The organism is Solibacillus sp. FSL W7-1324 (assembly GCF_038008025.1).
In the GTDB taxonomy this organism is placed as follows: Bacteria; Bacillota; Bacilli; order Bacillales_A; family Planococcaceae; genus Solibacillus.
The window spans coordinates 1,706,464-1,731,494 of the sequence record NZ_JBBOYH010000001.1; the positions used below are offsets into that span (position 1 = coordinate 1,706,464).

The 25,031-nt window shown below is 39.6% G+C and carries 22 protein-coding genes; 18 read left to right on the forward strand and 4 right to left on the reverse strand.

Going from position 1 to position 25,031, the window contains the following annotated elements; genetic code table 11:
* Window positions 1–105 precede the first annotated feature (105 nt).
* Together MKY71_RS08255 and MKY71_RS08260 are read left to right on the forward strand one after the other, a co-directional pair.
* Complete coding sequence (locus MKY71_RS08255; RefSeq protein ID WP_340732172.1) at window positions 106–2,259, forward strand: 5'-nucleotidase C-terminal domain-containing protein; 2,154 nt, start codon at window positions 106–108, stop codon at window positions 2,257–2,259.
* A 365-nt stretch (window positions 2,260–2,624) separates the two neighbouring features.
* Complete coding sequence (locus MKY71_RS08260) at window positions 2,625–4,610, forward strand: YhgE/Pip domain-containing protein (protein WP_340732173.1); 1,986 nt, start codon at window positions 2,625–2,627, stop codon at window positions 4,608–4,610.
* Between the two features lie 53 nt (window positions 4,611–4,663).
* Here MKY71_RS08260 and MKY71_RS08265 read toward each other — a convergent pair whose 3' ends face one another.
* Both MKY71_RS08265 and MKY71_RS08270 read right to left on the reverse strand, forming a co-directional pair.
* Entirely contained in the window at window positions 4,664–4,957 is a 294-nt protein-coding gene (locus MKY71_RS08265; protein WP_339176378.1) for a YxcD family protein, read from the reverse strand.
* The gene (locus MKY71_RS08270; protein WP_340732174.1) at window positions 4,945–5,403 is read right to left on the reverse strand and encodes a hypothetical protein; all 459 of its coding nucleotides are present in this window, start codon (window positions 5,401–5,403) and stop codon (window positions 4,945–4,947) included. The genes MKY71_RS08265 and MKY71_RS08270 overlap by 13 nt, the downstream gene beginning before the upstream one ends.
* A gap of 252 nt (window positions 5,404–5,655) precedes the next feature.
* Between MKY71_RS08270 and MKY71_RS08275 the strand changes: the two genes are divergently transcribed.
* The 8 genes from MKY71_RS08275 to MKY71_RS08310 all read left to right on the forward strand — a co-directional run bounded on the left by MKY71_RS08275 (window position 5,656) and on the right by MKY71_RS08310 (window position 12,941).
* Window positions 5,656–6,639, forward strand: coding sequence for a diaminopimelate dehydrogenase (locus MKY71_RS08275; protein WP_340732175.1), 984 nt, complete (start codon window positions 5,656–5,658; stop codon window positions 6,637–6,639).
* A 203-nt stretch (window positions 6,640–6,842) separates the two neighbouring features.
* Complete coding sequence (locus MKY71_RS08280; protein WP_340732176.1) at window positions 6,843–7,115, forward strand: YhdT family protein; 273 nt, start codon at window positions 6,843–6,845, stop codon at window positions 7,113–7,115.
* Window positions 7,115–8,560, forward strand: a complete 1,446-nt coding sequence (gene panF, locus MKY71_RS08285) for a sodium/pantothenate symporter (RefSeq protein ID WP_340733622.1) — start codon at window positions 7,115–7,117, stop codon at window positions 8,558–8,560. The genes MKY71_RS08280 and panF overlap by 1 nt, the downstream gene beginning before the upstream one ends.
* 135 nt (window positions 8,561–8,695) lie before the next feature.
* Window positions 8,696–9,430 carry a GTP cyclohydrolase II gene (locus MKY71_RS08290; protein ID WP_339199285.1) on the forward strand — a complete coding sequence of 245 codons (735 nt, stop codon included), beginning with the start codon at window positions 8,696–8,698 and terminating at the stop codon, window positions 9,428–9,430.
* Between the two features lie 12 nt (window positions 9,431–9,442).
* Complete coding sequence (gene ribD / locus MKY71_RS08295) at window positions 9,443–10,558, forward strand: bifunctional diaminohydroxyphosphoribosylaminopyrimidine deaminase/5-amino-6-(5-phosphoribosylamino)uracil reductase RibD (RefSeq protein ID WP_340732177.1); 1,116 nt, start codon at window positions 9,443–9,445, stop codon at window positions 10,556–10,558.
* Window positions 10,551–11,627 (forward strand): FAD-dependent monooxygenase, encoded by a 1,077-nt coding sequence (locus tag MKY71_RS08300; protein ID WP_340732178.1) that lies wholly within the window; start codon window positions 10,551–10,553, stop codon window positions 11,625–11,627. Before ribD ends, MKY71_RS08300 begins: the two co-directional genes overlap by 8 nt.
* A gap of 9 nt (window positions 11,628–11,636) precedes the next feature.
* Window positions 11,637–12,209: a 5' nucleotidase, NT5C type gene (locus MKY71_RS08305; protein ID WP_339199292.1), complete on the forward strand. Its 573-nt coding sequence runs from the start codon at window positions 11,637–11,639 to the stop codon at window positions 12,207–12,209.
* Window positions 12,210–12,347: 138 nt separating this feature from the next.
* Complete coding sequence (locus MKY71_RS08310) at window positions 12,348–12,941, forward strand: transcriptional regulator (protein WP_339176388.1); 594 nt, start codon at window positions 12,348–12,350, stop codon at window positions 12,939–12,941.
* 109 nt (window positions 12,942–13,050) lie between these two features.
* Here MKY71_RS08310 and MKY71_RS08315 read toward each other — a convergent pair whose 3' ends face one another.
* Window positions 13,051–13,431: a nucleotide excision repair endonuclease gene (locus tag MKY71_RS08315; RefSeq protein WP_079526647.1), complete on the reverse strand. Its 381-nt coding sequence runs from the start codon at window positions 13,429–13,431 to the stop codon at window positions 13,051–13,053.
* A 433-nt stretch (window positions 13,432–13,864) separates the two neighbouring features.
* Here MKY71_RS08315 and MKY71_RS08320 point away from each other — a divergent pair, with 433 nt between their 5' ends.
* Both MKY71_RS08320 and MKY71_RS08325 read left to right on the forward strand, forming a co-directional pair.
* Entirely contained in the window at window positions 13,865–14,737 is an 873-nt protein-coding gene (locus tag MKY71_RS08320) for a DMT family transporter (RefSeq protein ID WP_339176389.1), read from the forward strand.
* A gap of 101 nt (window positions 14,738–14,838) precedes the next feature.
* Window positions 14,839–15,573, forward strand: a complete 735-nt coding sequence (locus MKY71_RS08325) for an alpha/beta fold hydrolase (RefSeq protein WP_340732179.1) — start codon at window positions 14,839–14,841, stop codon at window positions 15,571–15,573.
* 43 nt (window positions 15,574–15,616) lie between these two features.
* On the opposite strand, the gene MKY71_RS08330 is transcribed toward MKY71_RS08325, so the two are convergent.
* Window positions 15,617–16,438, reverse strand: a complete 822-nt coding sequence (locus MKY71_RS08330; RefSeq protein WP_340732180.1) for a TetR/AcrR family transcriptional regulator — start codon at window positions 16,436–16,438, stop codon at window positions 15,617–15,619.
* 93 nt (window positions 16,439–16,531) lie between these two features.
* Here MKY71_RS08330 and MKY71_RS08335 point away from each other — a divergent pair, with 93 nt between their 5' ends.
* From MKY71_RS08335 to MKY71_RS08360, 6 genes are all read left to right on the forward strand, one after another.
* Window positions 16,532–19,618: an efflux RND transporter permease subunit gene (locus MKY71_RS08335; protein WP_340732181.1), complete on the forward strand. Its 3,087-nt coding sequence runs from the start codon at window positions 16,532–16,534 to the stop codon at window positions 19,616–19,618.
* Between the two features lie 100 nt (window positions 19,619–19,718).
* Window positions 19,719–20,897: a M14 family zinc carboxypeptidase gene (locus MKY71_RS08340; RefSeq protein WP_340732182.1), complete on the forward strand. Its 1,179-nt coding sequence runs from the start codon at window positions 19,719–19,721 to the stop codon at window positions 20,895–20,897.
* Window positions 20,898–21,101: 204 nt separating this feature from the next.
* Window positions 21,102–22,052 carry a cation diffusion facilitator family transporter gene (locus tag MKY71_RS08345; RefSeq protein WP_340732183.1) on the forward strand — a complete coding sequence of 317 codons (951 nt, stop codon included), beginning with the start codon at window positions 21,102–21,104 and terminating at the stop codon, window positions 22,050–22,052.
* Between the two features lie 42 nt (window positions 22,053–22,094).
* Window positions 22,095–22,406: an ArsR/SmtB family transcription factor gene (locus MKY71_RS08350; RefSeq protein ID WP_079528762.1), complete on the forward strand. Its 312-nt coding sequence runs from the start codon at window positions 22,095–22,097 to the stop codon at window positions 22,404–22,406.
* Window positions 22,407–22,593: 187 nt separating this feature from the next.
* Window positions 22,594–23,133, forward strand: a complete 540-nt coding sequence (locus tag MKY71_RS08355; protein ID WP_340732184.1) for an NADPH-dependent FMN reductase — start codon at window positions 22,594–22,596, stop codon at window positions 23,131–23,133.
* 349 nt (window positions 23,134–23,482) lie between these two features.
* Window positions 23,483–25,003, forward strand: coding sequence for a succinate CoA transferase (locus MKY71_RS08360; RefSeq protein WP_340732185.1), 1,521 nt, complete (start codon window positions 23,483–23,485; stop codon window positions 25,001–25,003).
* The last annotated feature ends 28 nt before the right edge of the window (window positions 25,004–25,031 follow it).

Sequence of the window (25,031 nt, forward strand, 5' to 3'; positions counted from 1 at the left end):
GTATTTTTTGTTAATTAACAGTAAAATTTTACGGAAAATGTGGAAATTTTTATAATATTTCGTTACTATCAAAAGGAAGGTTAAAAATTTTGGGGGGTCTTTTGGATGAAGAAAAAAAGAATGTATTCAGCAACAGCTTTAGCAGCATTTACGGCAGTAGCCGTAGGAGCAACAGGTGTAATGGCAGAAGAGACAATTTTCACGGATGTCTCTGTTAGCCATCCATATGCAGATGGAATCAATGCTCTAACTTCTGCAGGTATCGTTAAAGGATTTGAAGATGGTACTTTTAAACCAGACGCAACGGTTACACGTGGACAAGCTGCAAAAATGATTGCGGGTGCTCTTAAACTTGATACGACAAATGTGAAAAATCCTAACTTCAAAGATATTAAAACGTCAAACCAGTATTACAGTCAAATAGCGGCATTAGTAGCTACTGGATTTGTAAAAGGTTATGAAAACGGCACATTCCGTACAGCGGATAAAATTACACATAATCAATTTGCTAAAATTTTAACGAATGTTTCAGCGGTATATCCGATTGATGCAACAGCATTATTAACAGAGGCTAAAGTTGTATTCAACCCTACGAAACAATTAACTCGTGGTGAACTGTCAAGCGTTTTGGCAACAATGCTTGCAGCGGCTGCACCAGCACCACAGCCTGAACCTGAAACAGACAATTATAAATTATCGATCATGCATGTGAACGATACTCATGCCCGTGTTGAAGCTCTTCCAAAGTTAATGACTGCGGTTAAAGAACAACGCGCTAAAACACCGGATGCACTTTTATTGCATGCAGGTGACGTGTTCAGCGGTACATTATACTTCAATGAATTTGAAGGACAAGCAGATCTACCGTTTTTAAATGCATTGAAATTTGATGCCATCACATTAGGTAACCATGAATTCGACTTAGGTGATTCACCAGAAGGACATAAAGCGTTGGCAGAATTCATTAAAGCTTCACAATTCCCGGTATTAACGGCGAATGTTGACTTTACAAAAGACAGCCTGTTTACAGGAATGTTCTCTGACTTAGTATCGAGCGAGCCAGAAAACGGCAAAATTTACGCTGGTATGATTAAAGAAGTGAACGGCGAAAAAATCGGCATCTTCGGTTTAACGACAGCTGAAACAAAAGAAATATCTTCACCTGGAAGCATTGCATTTGAAAATTATATCGACGAAGCAAAAAAAGCGGTAAAAGCTTTTGAAGATAAAGGTGTCGATAAAATTATTGCTTTAACACATATCGGTTATGATGATAATCCTGCATTTGACAATGATCTAATTCTAGCAAAATCAGTACCAGGAATTGATATTATAGTAGGTGGTCACTCACATACACAACTAGATGAGCCATTTATCGTTGATACAAATACAGTTGGTGAGAAAAAAGATGCAACATTAATTGTACAGGCATATCAATATACTGATTTCCTAGGTACAGTAAATGTTGAATTTGATGATAAAGGTGTCATCGTTGAGCATGACGGTCAACTAGTTGAAGTTGGCAAACTGGCAGATGACGCTGAAGGCTTAAAATTGCTTGCGCCATTTAAAGAAAAAGTAGACGCTTTGGGATCACAAGAAATTGGAGTTACATTAACAGAGAAATTAGTGAACCCTCGTAAATCAGAAACTAGTCCGATAAGTGTACGAAATAGTGAAACAGCATTAGGGAATATCATTACAGACGGCATGCTTGCAAAAGCAAAACAGTATACTGATAAAAAAGTAATTATGGCAGTACAAAACGGTGGTGGTATTCGTGCTGAAATTCCAGCTGGTAATGTTACGTTAGGCCAAGTTATGTCTGTGCTTACATTCGGTAATACATTATCTCTTGTTGAAGTAACAGGAGCGGATATTAAAGCTGCCTTTGAAAATTCAGTTAAGGATGCACCGGAAGAACATGGTCGTTTCCTTCATATTTCTGGAGGAAAATTGACTTACGATTCTTCTAAAGAAGTAGGTTCTAGAGTTATTTCTGTTCAGTATTTTGATGAAGCGACATCATCATATGTTGATTTAAAAGATGATGAAACTTATATGATTGCTACAAATGCATTTACAGCAAAAGGGCAAGAAGGGTATACAACATTTGAAAAAGCATATAAAGAAGGACGTGTAACTGATTTAGGTCTTTCTGATTGGGAAAATTTCAAAGAGCATTTAACATCATTAAAAGAGATTAAATATACACCTGAAGGCCGCATTGTAGATGTAGCTGCACCTGCGGAAAAATAATTCAACAGCACAACCACTAATTTGGGCAACCATGTTAGTGGTTTTTTTTATTTATTTTTCTGCAAATAATATTATGTAAATGAAAGCGTTTACCTTATCACTCGATAATATTATAAGTTAGAAAATTCAGATAAATATAGTTAGTCCTAAAATAGAATGTTATTTAACGATTATATTGTCCTATTTTTTGGATATTAATATGAACAAAATTCACGTACTAATAAGAAAATATTTACATTTTCTAGTAGAAATATGTAAAAACTTAGAATATATTATTGTTATACGCATGAGTATTCATTCATTCGTATAGCACTAATTTTATAAAAGAAGCGATGGCAGGGTTGGAAAATCAGGAATTTTACTTGGTGGTAGAAGTACCGGAAGACTTTTCACAAAAGGTGACTACCGTTCTTGATGCAAATCCGCAAGTGCCGGAATTGCGCTATATTCAAAATGAAGGATTAAACTTCATGGGGGCGCAAGTAACAAACAGTGCTGTTGAAAAACTTCGCGAACAATTAGGGGACAAAATTACAGCGACTTATGCCAGAACGGTATTCTCAAGATTTACGGATATCGAAACAGGATTTGCTACCGGAGCGGATGGTTCGAAGCAAATCGTCGATGGTACGGAGCAGCTGGCAGATGGGACGAACACCTTATTAACATCGTTGACTGAAAAATCGGCAGATATTAATAAGCTTGCTGCCGGTGCGAAGACGGCCGATGCGGGGGCAGGCCAGCTTCTTTCCGCGATCAATGGAGGAACGGGTGACATTAACAAGCTAGCGTCCGGATCACGTCAAGTTGCATCTGGTGCTACACAGTTAAAAGGCGGATCACAGCAAGTATTAGCCGGACTTAACTCATTAAAAGGCGGTTCAACGGAAATCTACACAGGCTTACAGCAATTACAGCCTGGTTCCGAAAATCTACTTAGTGGGTTACAGCAGCTTTCTGCAGGAGTGAACCAGCTATACGCAGGGATCGCGGTAGGAGACGGCACACAAGCGAATCCTGGTTTGGCAAAAGGTTTGAACCAGCTGGCATCGGTATTGCAGTCGAAACAGGCGGATATCGAACAAATGGCGCAAGGTGCAGTATTGCTGCAAAGCTTGGCGCAAGCACCTGGTATGGAAGCATACCGTGAAAATTTACTAGCGTTAAGTGCAGGTTTAGGTGAACTCGGCAGCGTTTATCCTGTTGCCGTTCAAAGTGCCAATGCATTAAGCAATGGTGCCAACCAGATTGCACAATCCATGCCGGCATTGACGACAGGTCTTGAAAATGCGATTGCCGGCCAAAAAACAATCGTGTCCGGAATTGGTTCATTAACAGCGGGACAAGAAAAAGCTGTTCAAGGAATCGATGCACTTGTTGCAGGGCAGACAGCTGTCGTTTCAGGGGCTTCTACTTTAGCGGGCGGTGCTTCACAGGTAGCAAATGGTAACGCATCGCTAACGAGCTCGTGGAACAAATTAGGTGCAGGTGTTTCCAACCTGAAAAGCGGTTTAACGCAAATCAGTACAGGAAATGAAACCGTAGCAGTTGGATGGCAAACGATGACAGAAGGGGTTACTTCATTAAATAATGGGGTGAATCGTCTTCAGGCAGGTTCATCGGAATTGGCGACTGGTCTGGAAGGCGGACGTGAACAAGTGGCGGCATTACGGATTACCGACGAAAATATTGCGATGTTCTCATCACCGGTCACATTGGCAGGTGAGAAGGTCAATGCATACGAATATTACCGTGACTCAACGGCACCGTATATTTTATCATTGGCATTATTCGTAGGTATGCTCGTATTGTCCATGTTTGTTGACTTTAAAAAGCCGGCTGTATTGCCAAAGTCTGCGGTAAGCTGGTTTGTCAGTAAATGGCTGCAATTGGCACTCTTTGCTACAATTCAGGCCGTGCTGGTTACCGTATTTACATTAGTTGTATTACAGCTATCGGTAGAACATGTCGTGCCGTTTATTTTATTCGGGATTTTTGTCAGCATTGTATTTATGTCAATCATTTTCTTCCTTGTATCGGTTGCAGGCAATATCGGTCGGTTTATCGCACTTGTACTGGCTGTTGCACAATTATCGATTACAGGTTCGAATTTGCCGATACCAATGCTGCCTGAAAATTTACAGGCTGTAAGTGCATATTTACCGTTTACGTATTCGATTTCAGGATTTAAATCGGTTATTTCATTAGGGGATCTTACATTATTATCATCAAATGCTTTAACGCTGGTCATTTATTTAGTTGTTGCTTCTGTGTTGGCATTAGTTGCGTTTATCGTAAGCTATAAATCACTTACGACGAAGTACACACCGGAAGTGCAGCCGACTGCATAAAAAAAGACCCGTCTGCTCTCATAAAAGAGAGTGACGGGTCTTTTAACGTTTCATTAAAACTCTACGTGGGCAATCATGCCTTCTTCATCATCAATAGCGAGAGAAATACGCGCTGACATTGAGTCACGGCCAAGCTGCTCATCAATATACAGACGAAGTGCCATGATGAAATTCACAGAGTTGTATACATCCAATTGTCCGTTGTAGAAAGCTTCCGCTGAATATCCGGCAACATCATCATACATCAGCTCCACTTCCACTTCTTCGGGTGCTGCGTTTTTGAATTTTGCATGGAACAGGCAAACGGCATTAATTAAATCTTGTTCAAGTAATGTTAGTTTTTCCACGAATCAGTAACCTCTTTATCCTTTTTGCGTTTGATTAACTGGTAAATCTTCACTAGGAAGAAGACAATCGCCGCAATTGCTGCTACGTTGATCAATAGACCTAAAATACTGCCTAACATCCCCATGCCTGCAAATAAGCTACCGAATAATAAACCGGCTAAACCACCAAGCATTAAGCCTTTCATTAAGCCGCCTTTGTTTGTTGAAGCTGTATTTGAATCATTCTTTTTTGTAGAATTATTATTTTGTTTTGTTGTTGTCGGGTTTGTAGCATCGTTGTTTTTCTTTTGGAAATTAGAGTTGGTATTGTTGCTGTTGAAGCCTTTTTTACCTGACTTGTATCCTTTTGCTTCTACAGTATCTGCATCATTTGCAAATAAAATCGTAGTCCCTACACTTGAAAATACAAGTGTGAAAGCTAATAAGATTGCTGATAACTTTTTCATGTTTTTCCCCCAATTAGTCTATTTATTTACTTTCTCAGTATATCAAAAATCTACCTAAATAGAAAATGAAAACACTTTTAAGCAAATACTACAAGCAATGCCCGAAATATAGCTTTTCTTGTGAGAATCACAAATATTATTGTATTCATAAAAATGACACTGTATGATGAAGTTTAATTTAGATGAAAATTCTGAATTTACATCACCATGTAAGAAAATACGTCGAATAATGAAATTGGGGGAATGAAAAAGATGAGTAAAATTCGCATTGGTATTGTAGGTTACGGAAATTTAGGCCGCGGTGTGGAAGCAGCGATCGGTCAAAATGCTGACATGGAATTGGTAGCTGTATTTACGCGTCGTGATCCTGCTACAGTTGCTATAAAATCACCGAACGTACCGGTGTATCTAGTGGATGATGCACCGAAATATAAAGAACAGATTGATGTCATGATATTATGTGGTGGTTCTGCAAAAGATTTACCGGAGCAAGTTCCGCATTTTGCGCAATGGTTCAACACGATCGACAGTTATGATACGCATGCAAATATTCCGGCATTCTTTGATGCGGTTGATGCAGTTGCACAAAAAAGTGATAAAGTATCCATTATTTCGGTTGGCTGGGACCCGGGCCTATTTTCATTGAACCGCCTATTAGGGGAAACAGTTCTGCCACAAGGATATACATATACGTTCTGGGGGGACGGCTTAAGCCAAGGCCACTCAGACGCTTTACGCCGTATTGAAGGTGTAAAAAATGCCGTACAATATACTTTGCCGATTAAGGAAGCGGTAAACCGTGTACGCAATGGTGAAAATCCTGACCTGACGACACGTGAAAAACATGCCCGTGAATGCTATGTTGTATTGGCTGAAGGTGCGGATGCAGTAGCGATCGAAAAAGAAATTAAGGAAATGCCAAACTATTTTGCGGATTATGATACAACGGTAAACTTTATTAACGAAGCAGAATTTAAAGAAAATCACCAAGGGATGCCGCATGGCGGGTTTGTCATCCGTTCTGGTCAATCTGGTGACGCAGATAAGCAAATTATGGAGTTTTCATTAACGCTTGAGTCCAATCCGATGTTCACATCAAGTGTTCTTGTTGCGTATGCACGCGCTGCCTATAAATTGCAGGCAAAAGGAGACAAAGGTGCAAAGACGGTATTCGATATTCCATATGGTTTATTATCCCCAAAATCGCCAGCAGATTTGCGCAAAGAATTACTGTAATATCCAAACGAACGTCGTCTAGTAAATTTAGGCGTCGTTTTTTTGGGTTTTGCCGGACAAATCGATGACAAAGTCTTTTCTTTCGCGGGTTGGCAACGTAGAATAGAGAGGTTAAGTCTCTGAAAGATGGTTGTCCACTTTAGAGTAAGTTAATTCCCTTGAGAATCTGAAGTTACAGTAGATTCAAACGGTAAACAGAAAGGATGTTTAATGTGCAGGATAAGCGTTTTAAAATCGCACATAAAGAAGCACTGATCGGTGTCGTGCTTGTCATCATCAACTTTGCAATCTGGTTCGGATTTGCATATGGGCTCGGTTCCGGTGACCCGGTGGAGTATGATTATGTATTAGGGTTCCCGGCATGGTTTTTCTACAGCTGTATCGCAGGAACAATCTTTATGATTATTTCAATTTGGCTCGCGATGAAACTTTTCTTCAAAGACATTTCGCTTGAAGAGGAGGACAAACATAAATGATACATTGGTCAGTCATAATTCCATTACTCATATTTCTAATTATTATTTTTGGTATCGGTATTTGGGCAAATCGTCAAGTACGCACATCGAATTCATTTTTACAGGAGTATTTTTTAGGCGGGCGCGAAATGGGCGGATTCATCCTGGCAATGACGATGATGGCGACATATGGCAGTGCCTCAAGCTTTATCGGTGGACCGGGTGTTGCTTATAATACAGGACTTGGATGGGTTCTGTTGGCAATGGCACAGCTGCCTGCAGGTTATTTTGTGTTAATGGTGCTTGGCAAGAAATTTGCGATTGTTGCACGCCGTATTGAAGCCATTACACTAATCGATTTTTTAAAGAAACGCTATGACAGTCACACAATCGTTATTTTATCAGCGATCAGCATCATCATTTTCCTATTTGCCTCAATGACAGCGCAATGGGTAGGCGGTGCTCGTCTGATTGAATCACTGACAGGGCTTTCCTATACAAATGCATTGCTCATTTTTGCGGTAGCCGTTTTAGCCTATGTAATTATCGGCGGTTTCCGTGCTGTGGCGTTAACAGATGCATTGCAAGGGTCCATCATGATCATCGGTACAGTCATTCTTCTGATTGCGACTGTCATTGCCGGTGGTGGTGTTGACACGATTATGCAAGGACTCGTTGCAGAAAATCCGAATTTAGTGACACCATTTGGTGCAGAACAAAATCTGACACCATTGTATGTATCAACATTTTGGATATTAATTGGACTAGGGGTCATCGGTTTGCCTCAGATTGCAGTTCGCGCGATGAGCTACAAAGATTCGAAAAGCTTACATAAAGCAATTCTGATCGGGACAATCGGAATCGGGACAATCATGTTCGGCATGCATTTAATTGGTGTATTTGCACGTCCGGTTATGCCAGGAATAGAAGTCGGCGATAAAGTAATGCCGCTTCTGACATTGGAAGTGCTGCCGCCGGTACTGGCAGGAATTGTACTTGCAGCTCCAATGGCAGCCATTATGTCGACAGTCAATGCACTGCTCATTCTAGTAAGTTCTACAGTTGTAAAAGATATTTATTTAAACTATATCAATCCGAAAGCAAGTGATAAACAGATCAAAAACCGCAGCTTCTGGGTCACAAGCATTATCGGAATCGCGGTAGTGATATTTGCCGTTAAGCCGCCGGAGCTGTTAATCATGCTGAACTTGTTTGCGTTCGGCGGACTGGAATCAGCCTTTTTATGGAGTGTCGTATTTGGTCTGTACTGGAAGAAAGCAAATAAATACGGGGCCATCAGTTCAATGATAGTCGGTCTGACATTGTATATTGTCATCTATCGATTTGCGGAAAATATTTATGGCATGCACTCCGTTACCATCCCAATCTTTGCTTCACTTATTACATTTGTAGCGGTAAGTCTGATTGCGCAAAAGATGAAAAAAATAGAAGATTACCATTTCTAATAGCCATAACAGGTTTAGGTCTGTATGATAGAAACCAGAACTATCAATTGATAGTTCTGGTTTATTTGACGTTAAACACTTATTATTGTAAACTAGGTTACATAAAGTAACTTAATAAAAACTAAAGGTGATTAGATGAAAAAATTAATGGCTATTTTAGAAGATAAAATTCAGCTTGTCCGTCGTGATGAACTGCAAAATATTGCAGTAGTCGGACCGGTAAAGCTACCTATAAAGCAAGAAAATCTAGAAGCAACATTCCAATGGTATTCATGGACAACTGTTGAAAAAAATCAGACAAAACAACAAGTAGTGGAATCCGTATCGTCTATGCATTTAGCATTTGGCCAGCAGTCTTCAGTACTCGTATATGGAGACTTCGCCAATCAGGAAGATGCATTGATCCGCATGCACAGCATTTGCCATACAGGTGATATTTTCGGTTCACAGCGTTGTGACTGCGGCTATCAGTTACATGAATCGATGAAAATGATTGTCGAGCACGGCTGTGGCGCAATCTTCTATTTAGCAGATCATGAGGGACGCGGTATTGGGCTGTTTTCAAAATCGCTCGCTTACTTATTGCAGGAAGAAGAATTTGATACAGTGGAAGCCAATCATGCACTTGGGTTTGAAGATGATGTCCGTTCGTATGATGACGCAATCCGTGTACTGCAAGTATTGCGTTCAAAACCGGTAACACTTATTACAAACAACCCGAAAAAGCTTGCAGCACTGCAGGAGAGCGGGTTACTTGCGGATGGCCATATTCCATTATGGGGCGGTCTGACAGAAACGAATGAACAGTACTTGAAAACGAAAGTAGAAAAGTCTGGTCATATCGCGATGGCTGAAAAGTTAACGGTGTAAGGAGAATTTTAAATGAAAACTGATCAGGACTATATGCAACTAGCGCTCCAACTGGCAGCAAGTGCAAGAGGCAATACAAATCCAAATCCGTTAGTCGGGGCCGTTATCGTAAAAGATGGCGTCGTCGTCGGCACAGGGCTTCACCGTAAAGCAGGGGAACCTCATGCAGAAGTACATGCGGTGAATATGGCAGGAGAGCATACGAAAGGTGCGACGATTTATGTCACATTGGAACCTTGTTCGCACTACGGCAAAACACCGCCATGTGCGAAGCTGCTAAAGGAAAGCGGGTTTAAACGCGTTGTTGTTGCAATGGAAGATCCGAACCCTGAAGTAGCAGGACGCGGAATCCGTCTGTTGCGTGAAGCGGGAATCGAAGTGGAAGTGGGAGTTCTCCAGGAGGAGGCCCAGAAACTGAACGAACGGTTTATCCATAATATGCTGACAGAACGTCCTTTTGTCGTGGCGAAGTTCGCAATGACACTTGATGGTAAAATCGCGACATATAATGGCCACTCCCAATGGATTACGGGTGAAGCAGCACGTGCGGATGTCCATGAATTGCGCCATGAAGTGGACGGGATATTAGTCGGTGTTCAAACCGTTTTAAATGACAACCCGAAACTGACGACACGTCTAAAGGATAATCGGAAAGGTCGTAACCCGATTCGAGTAGTGTTGGATAGTACGCTGAAAACACCGGTTGATGCAGATATAGCGGATACGACAGAAGCTCGTACAATCATTGTCACTTCTCTTGACTCAGATCCAGTAAAGGCACAGCAACTCGAACGTAACGATGTCGAAATTATCCGGGTGAAAAAAGATTTAACAGGCTTGAACATAGAGGATATGTTGAAAGCATTATATAAAAAGGGCATTACGCATCTGCTTATTGAAGGTGGCGGCAATGTGAACGCATCATTTTTACGAGGCGGCTTCATTGACCAGTATATGGTATATGTCGCTCCAAAAGTATTGGGAGGGAAAAACTCCATTACACCGTTTACCGGATCTGATGTGGAAACAATCGATTTGGCAAGCGAGCTTGAATTCGGTGAAATCACTCGCATCGGGGAAGATTTGCGTATTATAGCCTATCCAAAGAAGGCTGGTTTACATGAATAGAAAAGTGGATGTATGCATTGTTGGCGGTGGTCCTGGCGGTGCACTGCTTGCCAATATATTGGCGAAAAATAATGTATCGGTTCTTTTAATTGAACGGACAAATGACTTTGCGAAGGCATTCCGCGGGGAACATTTAAATGAAGAAGGCGAGCGTATTCTTAAACAGTACGGGCTTTTCGAACGAATTGAACAGCTCGGTTTGCTGCGGATGGAAACATTGGAATATTGGATGGGCGGTGAAAAGTTTAAAACAATTGAACCGGATCCCACAGTAGGACATTTAGGAATCCATGTACCGCAAGCACATCTGCTTCAGGCAATTATCGAGCAGGCTAAAGGCTATCCGGCATTTGACTATTTATTGAATACGACGGTTAAAGAGCTTGTTCAAAATGAACATGGACAATATACAGCTGTTCGCGCTAAACAGGGTGATGCTGAGATGACAATTGAAGCACAGCTAATTATCGGTGCGGATGGGCGTTATTCGACGGTCAGAAAGCTGGCGGAATTGGATGTGACGATTCGCGATCATGGCTATGACTTGCTTTGGGCGAGAATACCCGCATCTGAGTACTGGACGCCTTCGATAAAAATGGCCTTAGTTGACGGCATGCAAATATCCCTGTTTACGCAGGCAAAAGGATTTGTCCAAATCGGTTGGAATATCGAAAAGGGGAGCTACCCGGAATTACGCAAACAGCCGTTTATCCCATTCATTGAAAAGCTCGTAAAAGCATTTCCCCAATTGGCGCCTGTAGTACAGGAGCATATTCGGTCATGGAAAGACTTTGTGCTGCTTGATGTATTTAGCAGTACGACCGAACAATGGGGTAAAGAAGGTGTTGCATTAATTGGGGATGCTGTTCATACAATGACCCCGACAGGTGCCTACGGATTAAACAGTTCGTTAATGGATGCCCATGTGCTGGCCCAGATGCTGCTGGAAAATGAAGAATTTGATTTTGTCAGCTGTGCAACGGCACGAAAAAAACAAATCGAAAAAATTCAGGCAATACAAATAGAAAAAGAGCAAAAGTTCCATGAAGCTTTTCTCGTATTAAGTTAGGTGAGATAGATGAAATTTGGTTTTGATATTGATGATACGTTAATCGATTTACGTCGACATGCATTTCATTTGTATAATAAGAAATTGAACAAACAGATCAGCGAAGATGTTTTCGAAACAATCCCGACAGTCGAAATCCACGTACCGTTTGGATTAACAAATGAAGAAGGCAGCCAAATGTGGAAAGATACGATGGAAGAAATCTATTTCACAGACTGTCCTAGCTTTGAAGGGGCTAAGGAAGTTTTAAATGCCTTGGCAGAAGAAGGACATGAAATTTATTATATTACGTCACGTCCGAAAGGGTATTGTGAACAGACCCGAGCATGGGTAAAAGCACAGGGGTTCCCGGTTGTGGATGAGCGTTTTTCCTGCGGAATGGCAGATCATGAGAAAATCGATATTATTAAAAGTTTGGAACTTGACGTTTATGTAGATGATAAGCCCGCTGTTTTAAATACATTGGCGGGGAGCACAACGAAAGTCATTGTGAAAAATCAGTCATACAATCAGACAGTAGAATATCCGCGTCTGACAAGTTGGAATGAATTCAATAAACTGATCGGTTATGCATCGGTGTAATCGGCAGGAGAAATCCCCGGAGCTTTTTCGGGGATTTTTTTATATAAAAAGTGAAAATAGTTTGAATTTTTCCTTTCAACTGATTGAATATGTGGTATTGTTAACAGTGTATAGACATACCGGTTGGAGGATTTTACTATGATAACACAACAACATTACGAAGCAAGCATTCATTACAATGGGATTATATTACTGTCGGCTTACTTACAACGCCAGTATGTATACCGTACAATTCAAGTACGTCTTAACGGAGCAAGTGAAGAACCACTAAATAAAGTAAAAAGTATGCTTGAACATACAGAGCTGATGCTGAATATTTTTGAGGAATCAAAAGATCTGATGGAAGGTCAGCGCAACAAACTTAAATCATTTGCGGACGAGGTAGCCCTTTTGATGCAAAATTATATTAAAGAAGATCCGGATTTTAAAGAACGTCTGGCAGTTGTCGGCTCAACACTTTACTCAGAGCAACTGATGAATAACGGGATTATTAAACTCGGCTATATTTTCAAACAAAATATCGGTAAAGATTTCCCGGCACGTGTTAAGTTTTATGAAGAGCGTACAAAGGTAATCGACCTGATGGTACAGCTTGTGTCAGAAGGAAAAGAAATCGAAAAAGGCATGCAAGACATTTTAAACAAATGGTATGACGGCATCGCCAACCAGAAAAAAGGCATTATGGAAGACCTATCGAAAATCAACGAAATGCTTGATTTTAAAGCGGAATAATAATAGATATCAAAAAATGTTGAAGTAAATTAAGCAGCGGATAATTTTAAATCATAGTAAAAACCCATCTTTCTCTCGGAGAAAGATGGGTTTTTGGTTATGTTCTTCTTTATGCACGTTCGAAAAATACTTTATCGATATTGTATTTAGATTGGAATTGATTGATCGCATAAGTTTCGTAAATTTCACGTTCCATTGGATCTTCAATTTCATATACTTCAATTTTGTGGATTTCAGCACGGTGGTTTTTCATTGGTGATACATTGTCTTCAAAGTGCTTTTTAATACGCTGACGGATTTTACGTGCTTTCCCTACAAATAAAAGTTCATTCTTTTCATTGTAGAAGAAGAAGATTCCGCCCTTATCACGCGTAATTTTATGGAAATCAATAAATCCGAAGTATGGAGTAATTTCCACATCGCCTGGTTTTAATACTTGCTCACGTTGACGAATTACTAAATCTGGTTTTGGCATTTCAATTTTAATCAAACTGTTCACGTCCCTAAATTATTCTAAAAGTTTATTTTACACGATATTAAGATAAATTGCTATTGATATAGTAGTCCAAGCATTGGAGAATTGAAAAATAAGCAGAGATTTTTCCTATATATTCAAAACAAAAGGGGCTACTCCTGTCACAACAATACATATTATCCGACGCTATACAATCTTTAATTAAAATCACCTCTCCGCTCAAACCTTACAATAAAATCAAATTTCAATACCCTTCAGCCAATAAAAAATCATTTTTGATACCTATTGGTCAAGCAAAAAATTCTATCTTAATTGCAGGTTTGGATAGATTTTGAATTTTCGCTTTCTTTTTCATTGAAGATTGCTTATGGTAATAATAGTTTGTTCAACAACAACTGATTATACATAATAATTTTTAACAATAGTTTCAACAGGGAGAAGGAATCGTATGCAAAAATTTAAAGGTGAGCTGCTCATGCTCATCACCGCTGTTATGTGGGGAAGCGGGTTTGTCGGAATGGCAAAAGGCCTTGAACATTGGACTGTATTTCAATTGATGGCCGGAAGATTTTTATTGGCTTCCATTATTTTAAGTTTCATTTTCTATAAAAAATTAAAGCTCATTTCCAGGGCAGTAATATGGAAAGGGGCAATTCTTGGAGCAATTTTATTTATCGCCTTTGCATTGCAGACAATGGGCTTGGAATATACAACAGCTTCTAAAAATGCATTCCTGACAGCGATCAATGTCATTATCGTGCCGATTATTGCTTATGTCATCTATAAAAGAAGAATTGACCGGTTCGAATTTATCGCAGCGGGTGTGGCCGTTGTCGGTATCGGCTTTTTATCATTACAGGATTCGCTGACGATTAATATTGGGGACTTCTTATCCATTCTTTGTGCGATCGGCTTTGCTTTCGATATTTTCTATACAAATGTATTTGTCAAAACGGAAGATGCTTTAGCGCTGACAATCGTTCAGTTTTATACAGCGACTGTCCTCAGTGTAGCAAGCGTCCTTATACTTGGGGAAGTACCGACGACGTATACTTCAGAAGGCTTGGGGATCATTGTTTACTTGGCGATATTTTGTACTGCTGTTGCATATGTATGTCAAAATATTGGGATGCAGTATGCAAACCCGACGAAATCGGCCATTATTTTATCGACGGAATCATTGTTCGGTACAATATTCTCTGTGCTTCTTTTAAACGAACTTCTGACAGGCCGTATGCTTGTTGGATGTGTCCTCATCTTCTTTGCCATTCTGTTTGCTGAAGTCAAACCGACCTTCAGACGAAAGAAATCCTATGTTTAACAAACAGCCATTTTAAGCGTCCGTTTAAAATGGCTGTTTTTGTTTATTATTAGAGAAATTCGGAAAAGGATAAGAGATGAAATAAGGGGAGGACTGGTTAGATGTTACATTATACTCGAAATGGTTCAGGGGAAGTTATCGTATTAGTACACGGATTTTTAGGCAGTACAGCAATATTTGAAAAAATTATGGAGCCATTAACTAAACAATTTGATGTCATTGCCATCGATTTGCCGGGGCATGGTAAAAGCGAAATGCCGGAAGGAGAATATACAGTTTATCGTTATGCCGAAGATATTATCGATGTATTAGTAGCAGAAAAAGTTGAAAAGGCTTATTGGATAGGCCATTCGATGGGTGGCTACATTACATTGGCGGCAATCGAGAAACAATATTCTAAAATCGAAAAGGCTGTCTTACTGTATTCATCCGACTCAGCGGATACACCAGAAGCAATCGATAAGAGAACAAAACAACAAGAAGAAATTCAGGAAAATGGAACAGGGTCGTTTGTCGACGGTATTATTCATAATTTCCTTGCGCCTGATGCAAAAACAGAGGATGTTCTGTTTGCAAAAGAAGTTGCCTATGAAGCGAAGGAAGAAGGACTCGTTGCGGCACTCGGTGCAATGAAGTCACGTCCAAGCCAGAAAGACCTGGTCGATACGTTACCGATTCCAATCCTTGTAATTGAAGGGGAACAGGACAAAGCGGTTACCCCGATTACAACATCCAATCCGAATGTAGAAAAAGTATCAACAAATACAGGTCATCTTGGTATGGTGGAAGATGCTCAAACTGTAGCAAGAGAAATTATCCGTTTCCTGAACAACTAAAACTAAAACGAGAGGGATCCATGATTATTGGGTCCCTCTCGTTTTAACTGTATCGCTTTTTCAAATATAATGTTATCCAATTAAAGCATTCGTTTTTCTCTAAATTACCAACAAGGCCAATAATAATCGCATTTCTTGGATTTTCGCTTTTCAGTTCTTCTATTAATAACTGAATGGATTCGAGTTCTAATTTGTTTGATGTCTGTTGTTGAAGTGACAATAAATCTTCCATTAAATCGTCACTCGAATAATTTTCAAGTCGTTTATAAAAGTGAGATGGATGTTCCAGCAATGCAATTTTACTTTTCGTTGCCAGTAAAGTCGTCTTCTCAACGAGTGAATCCGCAAATTTCCCCGAATCAAATGGCTGAGATGAATCGAAAATATACTGCATATACGATTGGACCATGCCATTAACAATAACGACTAAATCATATTGTCTTCCTTCGATTTGGTTGCCAAACACTTCAAATAACAGCTTCTCCAAATTTTTATTGGAAAGCTCTACATAATAATGGATACGTTCAATTAATGCATTGTTGATCGCAGAAACATTTTCCTTCATCAAAATATCCGCAAATCCGGCATATCGTGATAATACTTTCATCATTTGAACAAAGTAGGTATGTAGCTTATCTGAAGATGTTTGTACTTCACTGACTGCTTGGTCAACTTCAGTTATTATATTGTTCATAAAATGTTCAATAATAGAAAAAATGAGCTCATCTTTTGATTTAAACGATAAATAAAAGGCACCCTTAGAAATCCCGCAATGGTCAGTTATTTGCTGTACTGACGTAGCTTCGATCCCTTTTTCGGCAAATAGATGAAGTGCAGAATCGATGATCAATTGTTTTCTTGTCATAATTATTTCAAGCCCCTTTCAATTGACACGTGACCGACTAGTCATTATTATAGAATGGTGGTTACATATAGTCAAGAAAGGTAAGGTGGAACCGTGAAAGGCTTAGTTAATTTCGTATTAAAAAATAAGCTTGCCGTATGGTTACTAACAATCATTATCGTGTTTTCAGGTATTTATTCATCTACACGTATGAAAATGGAATCGATTCCAGATATCTCGATCCCGTTCTTAATCGTTATGGGTGTTTATCCTGGTGCAACACCAGAGCAAGTAATGGATGAACTTTCAATTCCTTATGAAAAGGCAGTTGAAAGTTTGGAAGATGTAAAGGCTGTATATTCTACATCTTCATCAAATGTTTCACAAGTACAAGTGGAATATGAATATGGCGTGGATATGGATGAAAAGAAACGTCAATTAGAATCAGCTTTAGATAATATTGAACTTCCTGAAGGTGCACAAGAGCCTTCAATTATGGCAATCAGTATGAACATGATGCCTGTAGTTGCTTTATCAGTAAGTAGCTCGGAAGAAGATATCGTTGAACTGACGTCAACAGTAGAGAAAACGATTCTGCCAAAACTAAACAAAATTGACGGTGTTGCATCTGCGACAGTTACAGGTCAACATCTTGAAGAAGTAGCCTTCACATATGATGAAGAAAAGATGGCACAGCTCGGTTTAACGGAAGACTCTGTTAAGCAAATGATCCAAGCTAGTGACCTTGCAGTCTCGTTAGGATTATACGAGTTTGAAGATGGCGAACAGGCTGTTGCAGTTGACGGCAAGTTCAAAACAGAAGAGCAGCTAAAAGAAATGCTGATCCCTGTTACACCTTCTGAAACAAACCCGGTTCCTTTCGTGAAATTAGGGGACATTGCAAAAATCGAAAAAGTAGGTAAAGTCCAATCCGTATCTCGTACGAATGGTAAAGATGCGATTGCGATTCAAATTGTAAAAGGTCAGGATGCCAATACGGTTACTGTAGCAAATGCAGTAAAAGACTTAATCGAAGAAGAGCAGGAAGCCATTTCCGGTCTTAAAATCGATATTTCTTTAGACCAAGGTACACCAATTGAAGATTCTGTCTTTACAATGGTCGAAAAAGCGGTATTTGGTGGTTTAATCGCAGTATTGATTATCCTATTATTCCTGCGCGACTTTAAATCAACAATTATTTCAATCATTTCAATTCCGGTATCAGTATTCATGGCATTATTGGCATTGCACTGGTTGGATATTACGCTGAATATTATGACGCTTGGAGCGATTACCGTTGCGATCGGACGGGTAATTGACGACTCGATTGTAGTAGTAGAAAATATTTATCGTCGTATGCATTTAAGAGAAGAGAAATTACAAGGCCGTGCGTTAATTCGTGAAGCAACAATTGAAATGTTCAAGCCGATCATGTCTTCAACATTAGTAACAATTGCGGTATTCGCACCACTTGTATTTGTAGGCGGCATGGTAGGAGAATTATTCGTACCATTCGCATTAACAATGTCATTTGCATTAATCGCTTCATTAATCGTTGCGATTACAATCGTACCTGCGCTTTCACACACATTATTCCGTAAGAAAATTTACGGTGAGAAGTCTGAAAGTCAGCATAAAGAAGTTGGTAAGCTTGCCGTAACATACCGTAATTTCTTGGAGAAATCTTTGAACCATAAATGGATTTCATCAATTATTGCAATTGTACTATTAGTCGGCTCACTAGCGTTAACACCATTAATCGGCTTTAGTTTCATGGGCTCTCAAGAAGATAAAGTGATGTATTTAACATATACACCGGGTACTGGCGAATTGATGGATGAAACACTGGAAAATATCGAAGAAGTAGAACAGGAATTACTGAAACGTGAGGACATCGACATTTTACAATTATCGGTGAACACGGAAACTTCTACTGATGCTGCTGCAATGTTGACTGGCGGCGGTGCAGGCGGCGGTTTAATCTATGCAATTTTCGATCCGGACATGGATGATTTCCCGAAAGCGAAAAAAGAAGTAGAAGACTATATCTTTAACGTTGACCAATCAGGCGAATGGAAAACGCAAAACTTCGCGATGGGCATGTCTTCGAATGAAGTGAGCTACACATTATACAGTGAAGACCTAGATAGTTTAAACGAAGCAGTTGCTCAAGTTGAAGATGTTCTAGTGGACATTAAAGGACTTGAGGACGTTGAATCAAATGCTTCTGCTCCATATGTAGAAAATGTCATTAAAGTAGACCAGGAAAATGTATTACAATACGGTCTGACTACTGCCCAAATCTTAATGGCTTTACAAACAAATACAGCAAAAGAAGTGCTGACAACTGTTGAAAGTGACGGCGCTGATATAAATGTAGTTGTACAACGTGAAGCTAAATCTGCAGCAGCGGATATTGATGAATTATTAGAAACACCAATTCAAACGGCAACAGGTCAAACAATGACAATTGGAGACATTGTTGAACTTGAAGAAGGCACGACTTTAAATTCATTATCACGTCAAAAAGGTGAATACTTTGCGACAGTAACTGCAGCGATTACAGATAAAGACATTTCAAAAGCAACAACTGCAGCAGATGAAAAAATTGCTGACTTAGACTTACCGAAAGGCGTTACAACTGGTGTAGGTGGTGTTGCTGCAGATATGGCTGAAACATTTACTAAACTAGGTGTTGCGATGGTTGCAGCGATTGCAATTGTTTACTTCATCTTAGTAGTAACATTTGGTGAAGGATTAGCACCATTTGCAATTCTATTCTCATTACCGTTTACAGTAATCGGTTCATGGATTGGATTATTCGCAACAGGTCTTACAATTTCAGTTTCCGTTATGATGGGATTACTGATGCTGATCGGTATCGTAGTCACAAATGCGATTGTACTTGTGGACCGTATTATCCGTATGGAACATGACGGTATGAACATGCGTGAAGCAATACTGGAAGCCGGTGCTACTCGTTTACGTCCAATCTTAATGACGGCGATTGCAACAATTGGTGCAATGGTACCAATGGCACTCGGTGGAGCTGGCGGCGGTCTGATTTCTCAAGACTTAGCTGTAACAGTAATTGGTGGTTTACTATCATCTACTTTATTAACATTAATCATCGTACCGATTGTTTATGAAGTATTATCAAAAATGCTTAAGAAAAATCGTAAAGATGTAAAAGACAATTAATCCAAGCAGCCTGTAAGAATTCATTTCTTGCAGGCTGTTTTTTGTTGTAAAGTAATGGGTATAGAAGAAAAGTTTTAATCTACATAAAAGGTGGCTTGAGATGAAGAAGTTATTTTTGTTAGGTCTGGTTGTAGCAGCAATGTTCTGTTTAAATGGGATTTCTGCCGCAGCGGCTTCAGACACAGTCAGTCTTGGTAAATATCCTGTGCAAGTAGTTGCAAAGAAGAATACAGAACTGAAAGATGAACAGGGCAATGTCATCAAAACTGTAGCTAAAGGGGACAAGCTATTACTGCAGGCGATTAAAGGGAAGGCCGGAGTGATCAGCTATTCTTCCAAATCTGCTTTCATCCCTTTAACCGATGTACATTATATCGAGCTGGTCGATGGCGCGAAAACAATTACCTATGATGAAGTTGCAGCAAAGTTAAAGCTAGTATCCTCCATGTATCCGTCAGTGACGAAACTGCAGGAAATCGGTAAATCGGTTGAGGGAAAGTCATTATATGCACTAAAAGTTGGAGCGGGTAAAAAGGAAGTATTAATGGATGCGTCTTTCCACGGACGTGAACATATGACGACAAATGTATTGATGGAAATGATTGATACGTATGTTAAGGCATATGTTAATGGGACGAAAATCGAAAAATACGATGTGAAGAAAATATTAAGTGAAGTAAGCATCGTCTTTGTGCCGATGGTGAATCCCGATGGCGTAACGCTTGCCCAAGGCGGTAAAGTAAAAACATCGATGACAAAACTGAAGGCTATGAACAACAACAGTACTAATTTCAATCGCTGGAAAGCCAATATTAACGGTGTCGATTTGAATCGTCAATTTAATGTGAACTGGCATCTAATTAAAACGACAAAGCCTTCATTCAAAGAATATAAAGGAAAAGCGCCAAATACAGAACCGGAAGCGCTCGCAATCAAACGACTGATTGATCGCGGCAATCATTTGGCATATGTTTCCTATCATTCTTCCGGTCTGATTATTTACTGGAGCCAAACGAAAACAAAATTCAGCCGAACGAAAAAGTTGGTAAGAGGCGTATCCAACATTACCGGTTATAAGTTGATGCCTGTAACGAAAAAGAATGAACCGATTGCGGCATCTGAAGATTACTTTACAAAAGTAAAAGACCGCCCTGCGATGACGGTCGAAATCGCCCCATTTGCCGGGGAAGCATCCGTTCCGTTAAAACGCTGGCACACCGTTTGGAAGCAAAATAAAACAGTCGGACTGTATGTAGCCAATGAAGCGCGGAATTGGTGAAAAAGCTGGTGAACCCCAATTGCGGGGGTTCACCAGTTTTAGATTTATGACGAGCTTGTTTCGGTGTCACTACTTCCTTAAGAATGACTCATATGAGAGGTGTTCATCGTAAATGGGCATATGTAGTTGACATTTATCTTAAATCATAATATGTTAATATATGAGTATATGTTCATATATAAAAGATAAATGGGGGCGTTTTAAATGGGAGAGCACCATCATCACCATCATTCACACAGTACGAACAAGAAAGTTCTTTTTATATCCTTTTTAATTATTACCGGATTTATGATTGTCGAAGCGGTCGGTGGGGTGCTGACGAACAGTCTTGCGCTATTGTCTGACGCAGGCCATATGTTAAGCGACGCCGTTTCACTTGGAATTGCATTAATGGCCATCATTTTTGCACAAAAAGTCGCAAATGCCAATAAAACATTCGGCTATAAACGGATTGAAATATTAGCGGCTACTCTGAATGGACTGACGTTAATCATTATCGCCCTGTTTATTTTTTACGAAGCAATTGGACGTTTCATGAATCCTCCTGAAGTTGCTTCAACCGGAATGCTTATCATTAGCAGTATCGGATTGGCGGTAAATATTTTAGTTGCTTGGATTATGATGCGCGGTGCAGATACGAAAGATAATTTAAATATGAGAGGCGCATACTTGCATGTGATCAGCGATATGATCGGTTCAATCGGTGCCATTGTTGCGGCTTTACTGATCCTGTTCTTTGACTGGGGATGGGCGGATCCATTGGCTAGCGTTTTTGTAGCCGCACTGGTGTTACGAAGCGGCTATCATTTAACGAAAGCATCATTGCATATCTTAATGGAAGGGACACCTCAGGATGTAAAAGTCGATGAAATCATTCAAACAATTGAAAAATATGATGACATCAAAGCGCTACATGATCTGCATGTCTGGACAATTACGAGCGGATTAAATGCACTGTCTTGCCACATCGTTGTAAATGATGACCTGACGATTAAAGAAAGTGAGAAACTTTTAGATAAAGTCGAACATGATTTGCTTCATCAAAATATTCATCATGTTACGATTCAAGTAGAGACTCATTCGCATCAGCATGATCATTCGGTCTATTGTACAGCAAAGCAAGATGTAAGCCATCAACATCATCACCACCATTAATCAATTACGCCTGGCGTAGAGGAGAAAAGAGTGTTTAATCGTATGACAATGGAAAAAAGAACCCAACATGAATTGGATGAAGAAACATTGTTTGTCGTTTCGCAAACATTCAAGGCATTAAGCGATCCGACACGAATCCGTATTTTAAACATGTTATGCTGTGAAGAACATTCGGTAAATGACATTGCGGAAAAGCTTGATTTGAATCAGTCGGCCGTTTCCCACCAATTGCGTTTTTTAAAGAACTTGCGATTAGTAAAGTTCAGAAGAGAAGGAACGACACTATACTATACAAGCGCAGACGACCATGTGATCAACTTGCTCCATCAGGCAATTGATCATGCCCATCATTAATAAAAATAATTAATAACACGTGAAAGTTTGTATGCCGAACTTTTACGTGTTTTTTCATTGGTTTCGCCATTTCATTTGTTTGGGTATATCTATAAACGGAAGTAGCAAAATAAAATCATTGTCCAAATACAAGAAGACAAATGGAAGTTTATTGAATAATTCTAAAATATTGGAGGGATTTTACTATATGAAAGTTGTCGCAATTGTAGGAAGTATCCGCAAAGAATCATACAATCTAAAAATCGCAAAATATATTCAAGGACGTTATGCAGATAAATTTGATTTGGAAATTCTAGATTTGACTCCTCTGCCAATGTACAACCAGGACATTGAAATGGAAGCTCCTGAAGCTGTCCTTAACTTTAAGGCAAAAGTAAAAGCAGCAGATGCAGTCCTTTGGATTACTCCTGAATATAACTCTACAATACCCGGCGTTTTAGGAAATGCGATCGACTGGCTAAGTCGTGTGGACAAGGTAATGAACGGCAAGCCGTCGATCATAATGGGTTCATCAATGGGGATGTTAGGTTCTGTTAAAGCGCAAATGCATTTACGTGATATTTTATTTGCAATCGGCTTAAATTCACCGGTATTACCTGGTAATGAAGTGTATATTGGTGTAGTCCATGAAAAAATCGATGCACAAGGGCAGCTGACAGACGAAGCAACTATTGCATTTTTAGATGGTGTTATCGCAAACTTCATGGAATGGATGAAACAGTTTTAATATTGTGTGCACCTCTGTTAAAAAAGAGGTGTTTTTTTATGAAATGGGTTTATGGAAACTGTGGAACTTCAGCGTATGATTGAATTGCTGCGTTTTGTCAATTGATTAATGTTGCGAAAAATTATGTTTTTTAGTGTGAGAAATCTCTCTAATTCCGCTTTTTTATTCACTATAGTTTTTTTCTATGAAAATTATAGGAAGTATCTAATGGACGAAAGACGAATCTCTCATTACAATGTAGATAAGGCGATTAAAAAATAAGGTGTAACGGATTTTTTAATTGGCTATATGGATTTACAGAAATTCATCGTAACATCGAACTAAAAATACTATTTTGGGGTGATTGTTAATGGGAAAAGATTTAAGTCAGTTCATCAGAAATGAAGAGTTTTTAAACAAAGTTGTTTCAGCGGAGGAAGCCGCGTCTTGGATTGAAGACGGCATGAATCTGGGTATGAGTGGTTTTACGCTTTTCGGAGAGCCAAAAGAATTTCCGCTTGCACTTTCTAAACGAGGAGAGCAAGAAAATTTCAAAGTAAATCTTTATACAGGTGCATCATTAGGACCAACTGCTGACCAATCAATGGCAGAAGCAGGAATCATCAATTTACGTGTGCCTTATCAAGGTAATGCGATTATGCGCGGTAAGATCAATAACGGAGAAATTTTCTATATTGATCAGCATTTATCACATACAGCAGAAGAGGTTCGTAAAGGGTCACTTGGTAAAATTGACTATGCAATCATTGAAGCAGCTGCAATTACAGAAGACGGTCTAGTCATTCCAACAGGTTCTGTAGGAAACTCACCGATCTTTGTAGAAAAAGCTGAAAATGTTATTATCGAAATTAATACAACGGCCCCGAAAGCATATGAAGGGCTTCATGATATTTATGTACAAAAAGCGCAAGGCGAGCGTAAAGAGATCCCTATTTACAATACAGGTGATCGAATTGGTGAAATCGGAATTAGAGTAGACCCTGCGAAAGTAAAAGGAATCGTTTTATCGGAGCAGCCAGATATTCCATCACCATTATTTGAGCCAAACGAAGAAACACAAAAGATTGCGGATAATTTATTAGCATTCCTTGCAAATGAAGTCGAAGTAGGGAATTTACCGGAATCATTAGCGCCACTTCAATCAGGCGTTGGTTCGGTAGCAAATGCCGTTTTAAACGGAATGCAAAAATCTCAATTTAAAGATCTAGAAGTATTCTCGGAAGTACTACAAGATGGTGTGTTTGACCTGATCGATGCGGGTATTGTTAAATTCGCTGCTGGTACGGCATTCTCACTTTCTAAGAAGCGTGTAGACTCATTAGCGGAAGACCTGGAAAAGTACAAGGATAAAATCATGTTCCGTCCACAGGAAATTTCGAATAACCCGGAAGTTATTCGCCGCTTAGGTGTTATTTCGTTTAACACAGCAATTGAAGTAGACATTTACGGCAATGTCAATTCAACACATGTAAACGGTACAAAAATTATGAACGGTATTGGCGGTTCCGGTGACTTTGCCCGTAATGCGCGCATTACCATTTTCGTAACATCTTCATTAGCGAAAAATGGTGCAATTTCAACAATCGTTCCGTTCGTTTCACATATCGACCATACAGAACATGATGTCGATGTAATTGTAACGGAGCAGGGCTATGCGGATCTTCGTGGTCTGCCACCAGTGAAGCGCGCTGAGAAATTGATTGAAATTGCACACCCGAAATATAAAGAACAGTTACGTGCTTATTTCGAAGAGGCTAAAGAGAAAGTGGGCGGCCAAACACCGCATATCCTTGAAAAAGCATTCTCATTCCATAACAATCTAAAAGAGCATGGGACAATGTTATTTGAGGACGATAAAATTAAACATTAATGAGTAAAATGATAAAGGTGGCGTTTTA

Coding starts and splice junctions, on each gene's coding strand:
- MKY71_RS08330 (WP_340732180.1), bottom strand. CDS start 16,438: ATGACAAGAAAACAATTGATCATCGATTCTGCACTTCATCTATTTGCC.
- MKY71_RS08310 (WP_339176388.1), top strand. CDS start 12,348: ATGATAACACAACAACATTACGAAGCAAGCATTCATTACAATGGGATT.
- MKY71_RS08275 (WP_340732175.1), top strand. CDS start 5,656: ATGAGTAAAATTCGCATTGGTATTGTAGGTTACGGAAATTTAGGCCGC.
- MKY71_RS08280 (WP_340732176.1), top strand. CDS start 6,843: ATGTTTAATGTGCAGGATAAGCGTTTTAAAATCGCACATAAAGAAGCA.
- MKY71_RS08290 (WP_339199285.1), top strand. CDS start 8,696: ATGAAAAAATTAATGGCTATTTTAGAAGATAAAATTCAGCTTGTCCGT.
- MKY71_RS08300 (WP_340732178.1), top strand. CDS start 10,551: ATGAATAGAAAAGTGGATGTATGCATTGTTGGCGGTGGTCCTGGCGGT.
- MKY71_RS08355 (WP_340732184.1), top strand. CDS start 22,594: ATGAAAGTTGTCGCAATTGTAGGAAGTATCCGCAAAGAATCATACAAT.
- ribD (WP_340732177.1), top strand. CDS start 9,443: ATGAAAACTGATCAGGACTATATGCAACTAGCGCTCCAACTGGCAGCA.
- MKY71_RS08350 (WP_079528762.1), top strand. CDS start 22,095: ATGACAATGGAAAAAAGAACCCAACATGAATTGGATGAAGAAACATTG.
- MKY71_RS08305 (WP_339199292.1), top strand. CDS start 11,637: ATGAAATTTGGTTTTGATATTGATGATACGTTAATCGATTTACGTCGA.
- MKY71_RS08340 (WP_340732182.1), top strand. CDS start 19,719: ATGAAGAAGTTATTTTTGTTAGGTCTGGTTGTAGCAGCAATGTTCTGT.
- MKY71_RS08325 (WP_340732179.1), top strand. CDS start 14,839: ATGTTACATTATACTCGAAATGGTTCAGGGGAAGTTATCGTATTAGTA.
- MKY71_RS08360 (WP_340732185.1), top strand. CDS start 23,483: ATGGGAAAAGATTTAAGTCAGTTCATCAGAAATGAAGAGTTTTTAAAC.
- MKY71_RS08320 (WP_339176389.1), top strand. CDS start 13,865: ATGCAAAAATTTAAAGGTGAGCTGCTCATGCTCATCACCGCTGTTATG.
- MKY71_RS08270 (WP_340732174.1), bottom strand. CDS start 5,403: ATGAAAAAGTTATCAGCAATCTTATTAGCTTTCACACTTGTATTTTCA.
- MKY71_RS08255 (WP_340732172.1), top strand. CDS start 106: ATGAAGAAAAAAAGAATGTATTCAGCAACAGCTTTAGCAGCATTTACG.
- MKY71_RS08345 (WP_340732183.1), top strand. CDS start 21,102: ATGGGAGAGCACCATCATCACCATCATTCACACAGTACGAACAAGAAA.